The following is a 14,491-nucleotide window of genomic DNA, read 5'->3' as shown; positions in this document are numbered from 1 at the left end:
TGTCATTCCCTGAAATAAGTTGACCGTTTTTAACCGATTAAAGTTATGATAAAAACGGGAAAACGCATCAGGAACAGGGTTAGATTTACCGAGGAGTTCAAGCGAAAAATTGTAGAAGATTTTGAAAAGGGCATTATGAGTGTCTGTCAAATGGAACGTTATTACGGGATATCAAATCCGACTATTTACTCATGGATTTATAAATATTCTACTTATAATGAGAAGAATATCAGAATAGTTGAAATGAAAGATAGTGACTCCAATAAGGTCAAGGAACTTGAGCAAAAAGTAAAAGAGCTGGAACAAGCGGTTGGACAAAAACAGATTAATATCGACTTCCTTGAAAAGATGATAGAACTGGCTAAAGATCAATATGATATCGATATCAAAAAAAACTTCAATACCCCACGCTCTGGTGGTTCCAAAAGAACAAAGAAAAAATGAGCTACAGCCTAAACAAACTTTATAGTGCAGTTGGGACGAGCAAGCAATCGGTTCAGCAAGCAAAGAAAAGACAGTTGGCTTTTGATAAAGAACTGGAATCGTTGGTAATACTGGCAGACCAGATCAAAAAAGCCCATCCAGGGTGTGGGGTTGAAAAGATGTATTATACGCTTAAACCTAAGTTTATGGGCAGGGATAAATTCTGCGAGATATTTATTTCCTTAGGCTATGGGGTAAAGCCTGTGAGGAATTACCGTAAAACTACAATAAGGGGTGTTTTAAGCTACCCTAACCTTATAGAAGGCATGCAGATCACACAGCCATATCAAGTGCTGCAGAGCGATATCACTTACTTTTACCTCAAGGACAGATTTTACTACTTGATATTTATCATAGATGTATATACCAGAGTAATATTAGGATACAGGGTTAGTGATCATATGAGAAAAGAAGCTAATTTAAAAGCCTTGAAAATGGCATTGAGAGCCACAAATACTGATATGACAGACACTATCCATCATTCAGACAAAGGCGCCCAATACAGTAGCCTGCCTTATACTAATGAGTTAAAAAGAAATGGCATGCATGTTAGTATGGGAGATTATGCTACAGATAATGCATACGCTGAAAGGGTTAACGGCACAATTAAAAATGAATATTTGAAAAAATGGGCAATAAAGAGTTTTGGAGATTTAAAAAGAAAGACAAAAACTGCTGTGAATCACTATAACCAGCACAGAAAACACAGGGCTTTCAAAATGAAGTTTTCACCCATTGAATTCAGTGAAAATTTATTAAATTTAAATGCCCAAGATAGACCGAAGGTGATTATTTACACCGAAGGAAGGAAAAACTTCAAAGAGGCATCGAGCCTCTTCGAAGTTTGCCCAAGAAAAGAACCTCAGGCTCATAATTGCCCGAGGGAATTATAAAATGAATTTTTAACCAAAACGGTCAATGCTATTTAGGGATAGACACTTTTTTTAAATCTTGATTCTTAAATCTAAGGTCTAGAGTCTTTTCTAGTTGCTTACCCTCTTAAACTTTTCGAAATTAGGTTTTCTCTTCTCTAAAAATGCATTCCTACCTTCTTTGGCTTCTTCAGTCATATAAGCTAACCTAGTGGCTTCACCAGCAAATACCTGCTGTCCTACCATACCGTCATCCGTAGCATTGAAAGCAAATTTCAGCATTCTAATGGATAGAGGTGATTTCCCTAATACTTCCTGTGCCCAATCGAAAGCGGTATCTTCCAGCTCATCATGTGGAACTACAGCATTAACCATTCCCATATCAAAAGCTTCTTGAGCAGAATAATTTCTACCTAAAAAGAAAATCTCACGTGCTCTTTTTTGTCCGACCATTTTAGCCAAATAAGCCGAGCCATAACCACCGTCAAAGCTGGTTACATCTGCATCTGTTTGTTTGAAAATGGCATGTTCTTTACTGGCTAATGTCATATCGCAAACTACGTGTAAACTATGACCGCCACCCACAGCCCAGCCTGGAACTACCGCTATAACTACCTTAGGCATAAAGCGAATTAATCTTTGCACTTCGAGGATATTTAGTCGGGCAATTCCATCATCTCCCACATAACCTTGTTCTCCTCTGGCTTTTTGGTCACCACCACTGCAAAAAGCATATTTTCCATCCTTAGGTGAAGGACCTTCAGCAGATAATAAAACTACTCCTATGTCATCATCTTCACGTGCGTGCAATAAGGCATCGAAAAGTTCAGCCGTAGTTTTTGGTCGGAAAGCATTACGCACTTCCGGACGATTAAAAGCTATTCGGGCTACATGATTAGCCTTTTTATAGGTAATGTCCGTATATTCTTTTACAGTTGTCCAGTTAATTTTATTCATGATATCATTTGATTTTTAAAGTCTTCAAATATTTTTTGATTGATTTTAGCATCAGTTTTAATTTCTAGAATAGATGATTGCGGATACTTTATAAACTTATCTTTAATGTTATTAAAGCTTTCTGAATTGTAAGCTGAAAAATGAGCTATTCCAAATTCACTACACAAGCTTTTAGCATCCAATCTTTGTTCTGTCTCGAAAAACTCCTCCAGTTCTGTTTGTTCTTTGGGTCCTTTAATCATTCTAAAAATTGAACCGCCCTGATTGTTGAGCAAGATGATTTTTAAATTAGAATAAGGATATTTATGCCAGAATGCATTACGGTCATAAAAGAAAGCTACATCTCCTGTGATAAGGAAATGATTCTTGTCTTTTTGACTTATTGCATGACCTATAGCCGTACTGGTAGAACCATCAATTCCACTGGTGCCTCTGTTGGCCCATACTTTTATATTTTTCTGTCTTAATCCAATGAAATTAGCATAGCGAACGCTGAGACTATTGGCCAGATGCAAATAGCTCTTTTCTGGCAAATTTTGAAGCAATTCATACAAAGCGGAAAATTCACTAAAGGATTGTGAACTTAAAAATTGGTTTGTTTTATTTTCGGCTTCAGCGTTTTTCTCTTGCCATAATGTTAAAAATTCAGCGGAAGAATTTTTATTTAAATCCTTTAAAAAGGAAATAGGCTCAGCTTCAATTTGCTTTGTTAAAGCCTGAAAAGGATCTGCAATAAAAGCATGATGACTGCGTACATGCCATTGTGTTTTTAAGTTTTTACGGAGAAATAATTTAAGGTTTTTGGAGATAATGCTTTTGCCAAAACTGATGATTAAATCAGGAATTTCTTCGGTTTTAGACTCTTTCAACATTGACATGCAAATGCTATCAGGTAAATGAATAGCATTTTTCAAATCATTTCCATTAGAGATTATATCTGCAAATACAGGAATATTTAGCTTTTGAGATATTTGGTCAAGGGTATGTAAAAAATCCTCACTGTAATCTTCCTGGCCTAAAACAAAAGCGATTTTTTCTTTTTGCTTTAACTCAGTTTGAAGCTCATTGATTTGAATTTTACTCAATATTTTTTCTCCAGAAACACTATTTATAATCTTGACATCAGGGTCATAACCCCAATTGTCAGCCTTTTCAGGATAGAATGGTTCACGAAAAGGGATATTGATATGAACGGGTCCTTTTACAGATGTTTTGCTTTCAAACACTGCCTCATTAATGATTCTGTAAGTATGCCATTGTGCGTCAGGATGAGATAAATCAACGGCTATGGTATAGCTTTTTTTGACATGTTTTCCGTATATATTTTCCTGTCGAATGGTTTGTCCATCCCATTGATCGATCCACTCGGGTGGGCGGTCAGCAGTGATCACAACTAAAGGAATTTCCTGAAAAAAAGCTTCTGCAATTGCGGGAGCATAATTAAGAGCAGCAGAGCCTGAAGTACAAATCAGGGCAACCGGCTTGCGGTCTGCTTTAGCCATACCCATACCAATAAAAGAAGCTGAACGCTCATCACTAATAGAATAGCATTGAATTTTTGGGTGTCGTGCAAATGCCAAAGTTAGAGGAGCATTTCTGCTACCAGGAGAAATAATGGCTTTCTCAATCCCTTGCTGATGACAAATTTCCGCTATATTGTTAATAATGTTTTGTTGCATAATTGATATGCAATTTAGGGATTGAGTGGAGTTATTGCACCATATTTTAATCCTTTTGTGCTTTTCAGAAAGGCTTTTACCCATCCAACCTGAATTTTAGCCTGTACTTTTAAAGGGATTTTGTTTTTATCATCCGTAACCCAGACTGTCATGTCTTCGCCTCCATCAAATATTGTCCCGTCAACTAGTAGGGCAGTAAATTTTATGGTATTATATACAGTTTCATCAGGCATTTCCAGTTTTTCTTTGCCCAAATATCTAACATAAAGATTATGTACTTTCCCATCTACTATTAAGTTGAATGGAATTTTTTCATCTGATCTATAACCTGTGAAGTCCAGATTTCTGGCATAATAAATAGCAGAAAGCACATCCCAAATACAATCATCATAAGGAACATATTTCTTTATTTTCTCTCCATCATCGGAATTATAGACATCTGCTTTTATGATCTCTTTTTCCTTATTATACCAGTATTTATTATTGACTTTATAACTCCCTTCGCTTGTGTTTCTGTGGAAATAAAGTGGCTTTAGTTGCTCTTGCGTGCCTATTGCATCAAAAGTATCTCTCACTTTATAAACCCAGTCCCATTTCGGCATGGAACGACCATATCCTTTAAACCAATGCGCATCGTAGCCTTCCCATTTGGCATCCTCAACCGCAAACATTACCTCTCCGGCATCTACCCAAATTATGCCCCAATTGTATTTTATATCATACCATATTTCCTCCCCACCTTGATAGGCCGTGGATTGTTCCAGACATTGCCCTGATAAAAGTTTAGGGAAGTATAAAAATACTATTAAAAAGGAGGAAATCAGGTATTTGTTCATAATAGGAATAAACGATTTATCGGCAGATTGTTAACTTATTTATCAATTATTTCCTCTTTATTTTTATTACCGGGCATTTCATATCCAATTTTTCTACTCATCATCTGTTGAATTGGCTGTTCATGTTTTCTCAGCTTTAAAGAATCTCCCAATAATTCGATTTTACTTTTAGCCATAAAACTATCATATGGAGTCAATCTAAGGAATTTGACTTTATGATGTTGGCAATATAAATCAAGGCAGAAATTAACAATAGCATGGAGTTTCCAGCCTGGGCTGCCATTTCCTCCAAAATATCCAGGTTCATCTGCTTTACCTAATAATTTTTCTGCTACTGAATTAGTCCATATTTCGGTTGTTAAACCGCCTTTAAAAGCTTCTTTTTCTTTAGAGCGGCAATATGTTCTCCATTTCTGTAAATCAAAAAAAGGGATGCCCTGGTAAAAACTGTTTCTTAACGTCTTGAGTCTATAGCGATTGAAATGGTATTCTGGCTCAAAAAATAGATGATATTCAGTTGGTTGTAGGTGTAGTAAATGATATGAAAACCCTAAATCTTCTTCTAAATATTGATCCCATTTTATTTCCATTTCTTCAGCCAATTCATCAAAATGAGAAGTATATTGATGGTATAGTTTTTTGAAGTCTACATCCACTCTCAAAAAATCAGTTCTAAGGTCAATATTTTCCATATACTGCTGAAGTGGATTGATTAGTTTGCTTTGGGAGATAGATGGTATAGCCATAAAGCAAAATTATAAAATTGTGGGAAGACAAGAGGGAAACTTAATAAAAAGGTAATAATTTAAATATGTAAATAAGAATAGTAGAAAATTGCAAATCAATAAAAGTAAAATGCTTTTACAAGCTTTTAATCAATACAATTGCATAAATTATTCTTTTAAGTTACTTGATATTTAAAGGCTTCTTTTCTTCCAAATACTCAATTCTTTAGTACTTTAGCGATTCATATATTTTAATATAAATGACTTTAAAAGAAATTTTAGTAGGTTTTGGTAATGCTATGTGGGGTACGCCCCTTTTATTATTGTTAATGGGTGGAGGACTTTTCTTCCTTTTGTATTCCCGTTTTCTTCCTTTTCGTTATTTAAAACATGCAATTCAAATTCTCCGGGGGAAATATGATAAAGACCATAGTGAGGGAGACATCAACCATTATCAAGCACTTTCTACTGCCTTAGCAGCCACAGTAGGTATGGGAAATATCAGTGGAGTGGCTGTAGCCATTACCATGGGAGGTCCTGGAGCGATATTTTGGATGTGGGTAAGTGCATTTGTTGGTATGGCCACTAAATTTTTCACTTGTACTTTGGCCGTTATGTTCAGAGGAAAAGATTCTCTAGGACATCTTCAAGGTGGACCTATGTACGTAATCCGTGAAGGTTTAGGTAAAAAATGGCAACCTTTGGCCGTTTTATTTTGTGTGGCAGGGATGTTTGGTACAATTCCAAGTTTTCAGTCCAATCAATTAACAGCTGCAATAGGAGAGGGGCTGTTATTACCATTGGGAATTGAATTGACCTTTGGCATTAAATTAACCATTGGATTCATTTTAGCTATTATTGTGGCTATGGTGATTTTAGGTGGAATTAAAAGAATTGGAAATGTAGCTGGTCGTATGGTCCCTATGATGGTTGGGGTTTATGTAGTTGCCGTAATTGCCATATTAGTTTTGAATTATGAATTAGTGCCCCAATATTTAAAACTTATTTTTGTAGATGCCTTTACAGCTAATTCCGTATTAGGTGGTGCCGTTGGAGCCATAGTGGTAGCTGGAGCAAGAAGAGCGGCTTTCTCCAATGAAGCAGGAATAGGGACGGCTCCCATGGCGCATGGAGCTGCTAAAACAAATGAACCGGTCCGTGAAGGTTTAGTAGCCATGATGGGACCTGCTATTGATACTATTATCGTATGTACTATGACAGCCTTGGCCATTTTAATTACTGGAATATGGCAAGATCACAACGAAGGAATAAGTGGCGTAACTTTAACTATCAAAGCTTTTGATGATTCTCTTTGGGGAGGGAGGTATTTATTGGTATTAGCTTTATTTATTTTCGCTATAACCTCTCTTTTTAGCTATTCCTATTATGGTGGAAAATGTTTTTCATATCTATTTGGCGCTCAACATGTCCGTTGGTACCAATATTTTTATATCGGAATGGTAATCTGGGGATCTGTAGCTTCTCTAGGCGCAGTAATTGGCTTGATTGACGGGATGTATGCCTTAATGGCTTTCCCAACTATGATTTCAGCCTTTATATTGGCACCGAAAGTTATGAAAGCTGCAAAGGTTTATTTTTCTAAGGGTGATTTGTAATGTAAACTAAAGGCAATTTTAAAACTAAGAATGTATTAATCACGAGTGGGGTTGGTTTTATTAGCCACCACCTTTTCTAGTAAATTTTATTTACAGGAAAAAACCATTTCTTGCCTGATCACAACAATCTCTATTTGATTCATGAAGATGTTTTCGATTTGTTCGCGCTGTTTTTTGTTTAAAGTTAACTTAGGTAATTTCTTTAGTTGGTCTTAGTTATTAAAGAGCATATTCTTGAGAAGAATTAAGATGGAATTTCTTTTACCCTGTCAAAGGCATCTATGAAAGAGCCTTTTGTTGCATTTAAAATTTGCTGATTCTTTTCTTTGGCTATCTTATCTAATTCAAAATAGGCTGTAAAGGCATATGTAAATTTGCTCAATATTTCAGGCAGCGTACGTCTTCCTTTACCTAATTTTTTCATGGGTGCAGCTTTTGCTTCCTTTTCATCATAGAAATGTTTTTGAGTAAGAAATACATTATTTGAATCATCAACCCATATCTCCGATAGCCAGGAGTGGTCTGCGCCAGTTAAGTAAGTATTAGCATAACCCATTCTTAAGCTAATAACAATAGATGGAATTAATACATTATGGGGTCTGGGCATTCCCCATCCTTTGTAAATAGCTTTTTTTATAAGGCTTTTAAAACCTTCGATGGGTGTAGTATTAAAATAAACGATGTTGATGTTTTTGTTTTTTTTAATCTTTTCTTGCCATGAATAGGATTTAGATGCGCTAACGGCTATGAATAAATTCAGAGGCCAGGTAGTAGAGTCTGCTAAGGTGTTGAATAATTTAGCTGCCTTGTTTAGATAATTTTCTTCCACATCGTTCATCCATAGCTCAGGTGCATTAAGAATATAATGTTGAGGTTTCAGTTTTTGAAAAGCTTCTGTAAGGGCAAAATAATTAACGCATGCTAAATCGTACTTATTACGGATGGTTTCTATTTGAGGTATGGTAGCACTCAATGATGGTCCATTTCCTAAAATTATACAATCACTCTTTTTCTTTAATGGAGCTGGATTTTTTAAAGCTTTAATTTTAGTTAAAGCTATTATTTTGGGAAGGCTAAGGAGAGAAAAAAACGAGTTCTCCAAAAAAATCTGAGTGTTGGACTTCATTTATTTAAGCTTTTTTAAGTAAACCTTTTAATACCCATAGTCTAAATTTTACTAACATTGAAGCAGCCGAAAACCTCCCCTTGAAGAGGTAAATGAAGAATAGTACAAAGGTCCCACCAATTTTAATTCCTTCATCAAGGAATTTTTTTAGTTTTTCAGTTATTGTTGAATGTTTAAGCCTTTTCATTTCGCTGCTTCCGACACCTATGCCTAAACCTTTAATATATTCTTTTTGAGTTCTTTTTTCAGGTATAATATGTGCTACTTCAACATTTGGCACATAATGAATCAACTCATTATTCTTTTTTAGTCGCAAAAACATTTCCTTTTCATCTCCTCCTTCAAGACCACCTGCTCTTCTCCCAAGCTCTGTATTGAAAGAACCGTATTGTTGGAATACTTTTTCTCTGAATGACATATTAGCCCCGATAGGAAATTTATTTCCTTTAAACTCTTTTGGTTTATCACCCAAATCAATTGCTGATACCAGCGTTAATAAATATTTAGACATCCACTTAGGTTCTTCCTCTTCATAAACAGGCACTATTTTACCTCCAATGGCCTGCACATGATGATTTGTATCAAAATAAGTCTGGATATTTTCAATAAAATCAGATCGTACGAAGGCATCATCATCTATAAAAGTAAGGATTTCTCCTTTTGCTTCTTTAATTCCTCTATTTCTTGCAAAGGTGTGTCCCTGTTCTTGCTCTAAGTAATATTTGGTGTTCAGCTTTTCATTGTCAGTGATAAATGTTTCTGCTATACTGGCAGTACTGTCAGTACTTTTATTATCAATTATTAGAATTTCGTAAGCTTTAGGAGAAATCCTTTGGTCGGCCAGATGCTGTAAACACCGGCCCAAATATTTTTCTCTATTATATGTACAGACAATAACTGATACCATCCCTAATTTCGTTTGGTAAAAAAGTAAACAATACTACCAATTAACATTATGTATAATATAATAGAAGAAACCCACATTATTTTATTGCCGATATAATAAGCTTTCGGTTCAAATTTGAAAACTATTTCATGCTCACCAGCTGGTACTTCTAAAGCCCTAAGTACATAATTAGCCTGTAATATTTTAGTCTCTTCCCCATCTATAAAAGCTTTCCATCCTTTAGGATAGTATATTTCCGAAAAGATTGCCAGGCCATCCCCTTGCATATCAGCAATATATTTTAATTTATTTGGTGCATAAGATTCTAGTTTAATACTGCCTTTCGAATACTCCTCTATTTGCAAGTTGAATTTATTCGTGTTTATAACCGCAGTATTTCTAGTACTAATGCCCCCCAACTCCTCAATAGCTTTGTCTGGAGAAGTAACTTTTTTCACCTCATCTACTACCCATGCATTTCCGTTTGCTGCAGTATTACTGATGACTTGTCCAGCTTTATTTCCAAATTTAATATACTTTGTATTTAACATATTGAATACGCTGAAATTTGAAAGATCTGTATTACCCGCCCGTAAATTTTCAATCAAACTGCTCATTTCAGGTTGTATATGATAATCTATTAAATCTTGGTACCGTCTCATTTTGGCACCATGATAACCGCCTATAGATGAATGATAGTAGGAAGTGTGAGCTTCATTAAATGGATTGTTTAAATTTAATACCCTGTAATGGCCGTCATCTTGCAAAATTCTTTTATCTGCTTCACTTTTAGAGATCAATTCACCTCTATTTTCCCTTACAAAGTTTTCTTCGTTTAGGTATCTTTTTGAGACTGGCACTAGGTCAACTACTATTAGTGTAACTATAAGGCCTATAGCTAAAGTCTCTTTTATTTTATTTTCTTTCCAAAAATAAAGAATACCTCCAGCAGCAATTATAAAGAAAAAGGAGCGAAAAGCATCTGATCTAAACATGGAAGCTCTTTGTTCTCTGATTAAATCGATTAACCAAGCTTGGTCTCCTAACTGGGCATCAACAGTACCACGGAATTTCATCATAAATGAGGCAAATACAAATAGCAAACATAATCCTGCAGCAATGCTCAGTGCGATCAAGAATTGTTTTTTCATATTTGGCCAATCGGCTTTACTCATTTCTTTAATTCCCAAAAATCCGAGTAGGGGCATACATAAAAATGGTATTGCAACCGTCATGGAAACTGCCCTGAATTTATTATAACCCGGGAAGTAGTCAAACATGAAATAATTGAATAATTCAAAATTACTTCCCCAGGAAAGTACTATACCTAGGGAAGAAGCAGTTAACAACCACCATTTTATAGGACCTTTAACAAAAATAATCCCTAAAATAAATAAAAATATCACTACTGCACCCATGTAATATGGCCCACTGGTAAAGGGCTGATCCCCCCAATAAGTTGGGACGCTTTTCACAAATGATCTAATTTGCCCTGACCCCGCGCCTCTAGATTGAAGGCCTTTTGCTAACTCAGAATCCATTGAGACTTCTTCCTGACTTGCACCACCATAAAAATTGGGGACTAAAAAAGTGAAAGGTTCCCAAATGCCATTACTCCATGCAAAGGCATAACTTCTGTCTAGTCCTCCTGAGGATTCTGTATTAGAAGTTAATTCAGCAGGCCCTCTAATAGAATACTGACCATATTCATAAGCTCCCCAAATTTTACCGAAATTGGCACCTATTCCCAGTATAACCGCTAAAGACAGGACTCCTACAGTTTTTGCAAATTCAGGAATTGTTTTATTCCTAATGGCTTGAATTAATTGGAAAAGACCATAGAGTAAGACTATCAAAAGCAAGTAATAAGTGATTTGATAATGATTGGATCTTATCTCCAGTGCCATGGCCAGTGCAGTGATAGCGAAACCTAGAATATATTTTTTTCGGAAGGCCAATACGACTCCCGCTAACACTAAGGGCATCCAACTAATTGCTGCTACTTTCCAAATATGACCTGCCTCTACACTTATCAGAAAGAAAGTATTCAAACCATATACTAAGCCACCACCGATAGCTAAATAAGGATTTACCTTAAAGACCAGCAGTAAAATATAAAAAGCGACCATTGCCATAAATGTATGACTTGCAGGTGATGGTATAATACTTCTGATAAATACAGGTATGTATTTAACAAGTTCTCCGGACCAGGCCACACTGAGCAAATAAGCTGGCATGCCGCTGAACATACTATTAGTCCATAAGGCTTCTTCACCTGTCTTTTCTCTAAAGTCAACTATTTCCTGATTGGCACTTCTTCCTTGAACTATATCATTTTGCTGAAGTTCTTTATTCTCCATTAATAAAGGCCAATACATAACCAAGTTGAGGATAATAAAAACTACGATGGCTAGGATGTGAGGAATCAGTTTTTTGAAATTCATATCTTGATGGTTTTTGGAAATACAATAATAGTTAATTCTTTATCCTGTGCCAAGATGAAAAGATTGAAAGCGTTTAATTTGGTTGGTTTTAATTAGAATTTAGATAATAAATACTTATTGATTATCTTGTCTTTAGATTTTTCATTAAAAGAGATATAATATGAAACCACTTTTTCTAATTCCTATTTTTATTTTCAGCCTAATTTCATGTCAGGCACAGATTCCTGATAAAGAAGGACAAATTTCAGCTGCTGTCCAAGCTGCACCGCCAGAAAAACAAGAAGGTGCCACCGTTTATGGGTATGATGAAAACGGTAAAAAAGTTCTATTACGTGAAGGAAGCAATGAGCAAATTTGCGTAGCAGATGATCCTAATAAAGAAGGCTTTAGTGTTGCATGCTATCATAAAGATTTGCATCCTTTTATGACTAGGGGAGATGAACTAAGAGCAGAAGGCAAAAGACCGGATGCCATTTTTCAAATTAGAGAGGAGGAAGCAAAATCAGGAAAATTAAAAATGCCTGATAATCCGACCACTTTACATGTTCTATCAGGTAAAGAAGGAAAATATAATCCTGAAACAGGAGAGGTTGAAAATGCCAATTTAAGATATGTGGTTTATATTCCTTTTGCCACTGCAGAATCTACTGGCTTGCCAATCAGACCATTAGTACCTGGTGGCGCATGGATTATGGATCCCGGGACGCATAGAGCGCATATTATGATTACACCTCCGAATGATTAGTTGATTACTCAAAAACACTTATAAACCTGTCAGGTTTAAATAAATAAATTGCACCACATTTATCAATTTGTGTAGTAAGATAATCTGTGAAACCTGACAGGTTTTGAATTGCAAACTTTATGAATTCAGTAATCTAAAAACAAAAAAAGGTTGAGCTATTCAAAACTCAACCTTTTTCAATTCTTACAGAATAAAAGTCTTATCCTTTATAAGTCACCTTATAAATCAATCCAGCTAAATCATCAGAGATTAGCATTTCACCTTTATCATTTATTATAACATCCACTGGTCTTCCCCAGGCATCTTGCTCTTCATGGTTCAACCAACCATCGATAAATGTTTCGTAAGTAGGTTGTCCTTCAGTTGTATTGCTTACCATCTGGATTCTATAACCTATCTTCTCAGAACGATTCCAACTTCCGTGCTCAGCTATAAATATTTGATTATGGTATTTTTCAGGAAATAAATCAGCAGTGTAAAATTTGATCCCTAAAGGCGCCACATGTGGTCCAAGATTTCTGTATGGTTTTTTGAATTCATCACAATCTCTTAACTCACCAAATTCTGGATCGGGAATATCTCCGCCATGGCAGAAAGGATATCCAAAGTGCTGTCCTTTTTCAGTAGCTACATTCAGTTCACAAGGAGGAACATTATCACCCATCATATCTCTGCCATTATCCGTAAAGTATAAATCCCCGGTTTCTGGGTGCCAAGTGAAGCCTACAGTATTTCTGATCCCTTCAGCGTAAATTTCCATATCAGTTCCGTCAGGATTTATACGGGTGATACTTGCGTAAATTGGTTTGTCGGGATTGTTGCAAATATTACAAGGAGCACCTACCGGTACATATAATTTTCCGTCAGGACCAAAAGCGATATACTTCCATCCATGGTGCTTATCAGTTGGGTATTCGTCATAAATCACTTCATATTCAGGATTTTCTAAATTATTCTCAATATCAGAGAACTTTAAGATACGACTAACTTCAGCCACATATAAGTCACCATCTTTAAAAGCTACTCCATTCGGCATATTCAAGCTGTCAGCTAAAATATATTTCTTATCAGCAGTGCCATCACCATCTGTATCTTGCACTGCATAAACTTTGTCTTCTTGTCTATTTCCGACAAATAAAGTACCGCTTTCCGATAATGCCATCGAACGAGCATTTTCTACTTCAGCATAGATTGAGATTTCAAATCCTTCGGGAAGGTTTAATGTGGAAAGTTTATTTTCCTTTTTATCATCTCCACAAGCAAATATTAATGCAATAGCAATAATAGGAAGTATTAGTTTTAAGTGTTTCATATATGTAGTTTTAGTGAATTTGTTTTGTTAGTTATGATTCATTAACCCTTTTTAAAATATCCTGTTTTAATTTTTCACTAATCCAGACATTTTTTTCTGTTAGTTCATCTAGTAATGGTTTTACTTCTTTAAGGTGACCTTCTTTTTTCGCTTTTATTAAAATACCAATTGTACCAGTGATTTTTAAATCGGCATGTTTAGCATGAAATCTACCTAGTTTTTCATCAATTATAATTAGATCTGCCTCAATTTCGGTCGCTAAAACTATTGCTTCAGCTTCTCCATCATCAAGATCTAAAAAATATTTAAGTGCGTTTGTATCTTGAATTGGATTAATATTAATCCATTCAATTTTTGATAAATCTTTATAATAAACTTTATTTTTTCCTGCTTCAATTTCGTTAAGGACAGCTTTGGGGATACTGATTTGGTTATATAGCTTTTGAAGTAAATCTAACTTGTCCAGTTTTAATAAGGATATAATTGGAGTAGTATTCGAAACAACTCTAAGCATTTTCAATCTCTTCAGTTAAATCATTTAGGCTTAAGTTACCCAACATAGAAACATTATATTTTGCTAGTAATTCTAAAAAGTCTAAACGTGATATACCTAAAACCTTTGCAGCCACTCCAGAGGATAGCTTTCCCATTTCATAAAGTTTGATTAATGAGGTAGTTTTCATTTCAGATTTAAATTCTAAATCGCTTAATTTTAAGGTGTTAGCAAGTGATTCTGGATATTCTATATTTATCATAACTATAATATTGATTAATATAAATATAACGAAATCATTTTTTATTTAATTCCTA

General features: G+C 35.3%; 14 protein-coding genes. 4 read left to right on the top strand and 10 right to left on the bottom strand.

The window, feature by feature from the left end:
• The first annotated feature begins 45 nt into the window (after positions 1-45).
• Positions 46-444 (top strand): transposase, encoded by a 399-nt coding sequence (locus Q0L29_RS07010; RefSeq protein ID WP_296620262.1) that lies wholly within the window; start codon positions 46-48, stop codon positions 442-444.
• The gene (locus tag Q0L29_RS07005) at positions 441-1,376 is read left to right on the top strand and encodes an IS3 family transposase (protein WP_296620261.1); all 936 of its coding nucleotides are present in this window, start codon (positions 441-443) and stop codon (positions 1,374-1,376) included. Before Q0L29_RS07010 ends, Q0L29_RS07005 begins: the two co-directional genes overlap by 4 nt.
• A gap of 90 nt (positions 1,377-1,466) precedes the next feature.
• On the opposite strand, the gene Q0L29_RS07000 is transcribed toward Q0L29_RS07005, so the two are convergent.
• The 4 genes from Q0L29_RS07000 to Q0L29_RS06985 are packed head-to-tail and all read right to left on the bottom strand — an operon-like array spanning position 1,467 to position 5,573.
• A complete protein-coding gene (locus Q0L29_RS07000; RefSeq protein ID WP_296620259.1) occupies positions 1,467-2,312 on the bottom strand; it encodes a 1,4-dihydroxy-2-naphthoyl-CoA synthase in 846 nt (281 codons plus the stop codon).
• Entirely contained in the window at positions 2,309-3,991 is a 1,683-nt protein-coding gene (gene menD / locus Q0L29_RS06995; protein ID WP_296620258.1) for a 2-succinyl-5-enolpyruvyl-6-hydroxy-3-cyclohexene-1-carboxylic-acid synthase, read from the bottom strand. Before menD ends, Q0L29_RS07000 begins: the two co-directional genes overlap by 4 nt.
• A gap of 14 nt (positions 3,992-4,005) precedes the next feature.
• Complete coding sequence (locus Q0L29_RS06990) at positions 4,006-4,827, bottom strand: DUF3108 domain-containing protein (protein WP_296620257.1); 822 nt, start codon at positions 4,825-4,827, stop codon at positions 4,006-4,008.
• A 35-nt stretch (positions 4,828-4,862) separates the two neighbouring features.
• Positions 4,863-5,573: a hypothetical protein gene (locus Q0L29_RS06985; protein ID WP_296620255.1), complete on the bottom strand. Its 711-nt coding sequence runs from the start codon at positions 5,571-5,573 to the stop codon at positions 4,863-4,865.
• Positions 5,574-5,812: 239 nt separating this feature from the next.
• Between Q0L29_RS06985 and Q0L29_RS06980 the strand changes: the two genes are divergently transcribed.
• Positions 5,813-7,168, top strand: a complete 1,356-nt coding sequence (locus Q0L29_RS06980; RefSeq protein ID WP_296620253.1) for a sodium:alanine symporter family protein — start codon at positions 5,813-5,815, stop codon at positions 7,166-7,168.
• Between the two features lie 244 nt (positions 7,169-7,412).
• Here the strand turns inward: Q0L29_RS06980 and Q0L29_RS06975 are convergent, their stop codons facing one another.
• From Q0L29_RS06975 to Q0L29_RS06965, 3 genes are read right to left on the bottom strand one after another with little or no spacing between them, the layout of a single operon-like run.
• Entirely contained in the window at positions 7,413-8,294 is an 882-nt protein-coding gene (locus Q0L29_RS06975; RefSeq protein ID WP_296620252.1) for a hypothetical protein, read from the bottom strand.
• 4 nt (positions 8,295-8,298) lie between these two features.
• Entirely contained in the window at positions 8,299-9,201 is a 903-nt protein-coding gene (locus Q0L29_RS06970; RefSeq protein WP_296620250.1) for a glycosyltransferase, read from the bottom strand.
• Between the two features lie 2 nt (positions 9,202-9,203).
• Complete coding sequence (locus Q0L29_RS06965; protein ID WP_296620249.1) at positions 9,204-11,624, bottom strand: YfhO family protein; 2,421 nt, start codon at positions 11,622-11,624, stop codon at positions 9,204-9,206.
• A 160-nt stretch (positions 11,625-11,784) separates the two neighbouring features.
• Between Q0L29_RS06965 and Q0L29_RS06960 the strand changes: the two genes are divergently transcribed.
• A complete protein-coding gene (locus Q0L29_RS06960; RefSeq protein ID WP_296620247.1) occupies positions 11,785-12,369 on the top strand; it encodes a hypothetical protein in 585 nt (194 codons plus the stop codon).
• 199 nt (positions 12,370-12,568) lie between these two features.
• Here Q0L29_RS06960 and Q0L29_RS06955 read toward each other — a convergent pair whose 3' ends face one another.
• Genes Q0L29_RS06955 through Q0L29_RS06945 form a run of 3 tightly spaced genes read right to left on the bottom strand, consistent with a single transcriptional unit; the run spans position 12,569 to position 14,436 of the window.
• Positions 12,569-13,681, bottom strand: a complete 1,113-nt coding sequence (locus Q0L29_RS06955) for a PQQ-dependent sugar dehydrogenase (protein WP_296620245.1) — start codon at positions 13,679-13,681, stop codon at positions 12,569-12,571.
• Between the two features lie 31 nt (positions 13,682-13,712).
• Positions 13,713-14,195, bottom strand: a complete 483-nt coding sequence (locus tag Q0L29_RS06950) for a DUF3368 domain-containing protein (RefSeq protein WP_296620264.1) — start codon at positions 14,193-14,195, stop codon at positions 13,713-13,715.
• Positions 14,188-14,436 (bottom strand): UPF0175 family protein, encoded by a 249-nt coding sequence (locus tag Q0L29_RS06945; protein WP_296620243.1) that lies wholly within the window; start codon positions 14,434-14,436, stop codon positions 14,188-14,190. Before Q0L29_RS06945 ends, Q0L29_RS06950 begins: the two co-directional genes overlap by 8 nt.
• Positions 14,437-14,491: the final 55 nt, after the last annotated feature.

The organism is Marivirga sp. (genome assembly GCF_024636815.1).
GTDB lineage: Bacteria > Bacteroidota > Bacteroidia > Cytophagales > Cyclobacteriaceae > Marivirga.
Note: the sequence above shows the minus strand (reverse complement) of the source record. Positions and strands in the feature narration are given on the sequence as shown.

Coding starts and splice junctions, on each gene's coding strand:
- Q0L29_RS06960 (WP_296620247.1), top strand. CDS start 11,785: ATGAAACCACTTTTTCTAATTCCTATTTTTATTTTCAGCCTAATTTCA.
- Q0L29_RS07005 (WP_296620261.1), top strand. CDS start 441: ATGAGCTACAGCCTAAACAAACTTTATAGTGCAGTTGGGACGAGCAAG.
- Q0L29_RS06990 (WP_296620257.1), bottom strand. CDS start 4,827: ATGAACAAATACCTGATTTCCTCCTTTTTAATAGTATTTTTATACTTC.
- Q0L29_RS07000 (WP_296620259.1), bottom strand. CDS start 2,312: ATGAATAAAATTAACTGGACAACTGTAAAAGAATATACGGACATTACC.
- Q0L29_RS06945 (WP_296620243.1), bottom strand. CDS start 14,436: ATGATAAATATAGAATATCCAGAATCACTTGCTAACACCTTAAAATTA.
- Q0L29_RS06985 (WP_296620255.1), bottom strand. CDS start 5,573: ATGGCTATACCATCTATCTCCCAAAGCAAACTAATCAATCCACTTCAG.
- Q0L29_RS06975 (WP_296620252.1), bottom strand. CDS start 8,294: ATGAAGTCCAACACTCAGATTTTTTTGGAGAACTCGTTTTTTTCTCTC.
- Q0L29_RS06980 (WP_296620253.1), top strand. CDS start 5,813: ATGACTTTAAAAGAAATTTTAGTAGGTTTTGGTAATGCTATGTGGGGT.
- Q0L29_RS06965 (WP_296620249.1), bottom strand. CDS start 11,624: ATGAATTTCAAAAAACTGATTCCTCACATCCTAGCCATCGTAGTTTTT.
- Q0L29_RS07010 (WP_296620262.1), top strand. CDS start 46: ATGATAAAAACGGGAAAACGCATCAGGAACAGGGTTAGATTTACCGAG.
- Q0L29_RS06955 (WP_296620245.1), bottom strand. CDS start 13,681: ATGAAACACTTAAAACTAATACTTCCTATTATTGCTATTGCATTAATA.
- Q0L29_RS06950 (WP_296620264.1), bottom strand. CDS start 14,195: ATGCTTAGAGTTGTTTCGAATACTACTCCAATTATATCCTTATTAAAA.
- Q0L29_RS06970 (WP_296620250.1), bottom strand. CDS start 9,201: ATGGTATCAGTTATTGTCTGTACATATAATAGAGAAAAATATTTGGGC.
- menD (WP_296620258.1), bottom strand. CDS start 3,991: ATGCAACAAAACATTATTAACAATATAGCGGAAATTTGTCATCAGCAA.